The 469-nt window shown below is 59.9% G+C and carries 1 protein-coding gene; it reads left to right on the top strand.

Translation table 11 applies throughout. The features are described 5' to 3' along the window. Positions 1 to 4 precede the first annotated feature (4 nt). The coding region (locus tag H3V53_RS43420) for a S1C family serine protease (protein WP_419539760.1) at positions 5 to 469 on the top strand (465 nt) is incomplete at its 3' end.

Genomic DNA, 469 nt, shown 5'->3' with positions numbered 1-469 from the left:
GGGCATCGTAAGTACCGCGCTGCGTACGTTGTCCGACGGCAAGCGGTTTGTGTTCATCCAGACTGCTGTACCGGCGAATCCGGATCACTCCGGCGGTCCTGTTTTTAACCAGGCCGGCCAGGTGATCGGTATTGCGCATGGGCATAGAGGCATCGATCGATCTGCGGGAACGACGTTCGCGATTCCAGTCGACGCGGCAAATACGCTATTAAAGACGTTGCAAAGCAGGCACCAACGCCCGACGGAGCCGACCCGCGACAGTTTGGGCCTGGGCGTACAGGATGTCAGCGTTGGCGTCGCTGCTGCGCTTGGTTTGTCCACCGTCTCAGGCGTACTGGTCAATACCGTGAAGCCGGGATCTGCCAGCGCAGTGGCTGGCATCATGCCGGGGGACGTCATAGTCCAGGTCGATGGCAGGGTGACTGGCAACTCAGCCGCCTTTTCAGAAGCTCTGACAAAACTGCGAGCC

The organism is Paraburkholderia bengalensis, from assembly GCF_037126505.1.
GTDB lineage: Bacteria > Pseudomonadota > Gammaproteobacteria > Burkholderiales > Burkholderiaceae > Paraburkholderia > Paraburkholderia bengalensis.
Note: the sequence above shows the minus strand (reverse complement) of the source record. Positions and strands in the feature narration are given on the sequence as shown.